1 rRNA gene is annotated in these 243 nt (G+C 54.3%); it reads right to left on the bottom strand.

Annotated elements, in window-relative coordinates:
• Window positions 1–243: ribosomal RNA gene (locus tag TR08_RS24915) — 16S ribosomal RNA — on the bottom strand; the annotation flags it as partial.

The raw sequence follows: 243 nt of genomic DNA, 5'->3' as shown, positions 1-243 counted from the left end.
GATCACCCTCTCAGGTCGGCTACGCATCGTCGCCTTGGTGAGCCGTTACCTCACCAACTAGCTAATGCGCCGCGGGCCCATCTGTAAGTGTCAGCGTAAACCGACTTTCAGCTTTTCCTCATGAGAGGAAAAGGATTATCCGGTATTAGCTCCGGTTTCCCGAAGTTATCCCAGTCTTACAGGCAGGTTGCCCACGTGTTACTCACCCGTCCGCCGCTAACCTTCAGGAGCAAGCTCCTAAAG

It is taken from the genome of Neobacillus niacini (genome assembly GCF_000759675.1).
Lineage (GTDB): Bacteria > Bacillota > Bacilli > Bacillales > Cytobacillaceae > Neobacillus > Neobacillus niacini_A.
The sequence above is the reverse complement of the archived record's forward strand: the minus strand, read 5'-3'. Positions and strand labels throughout refer to the sequence as shown.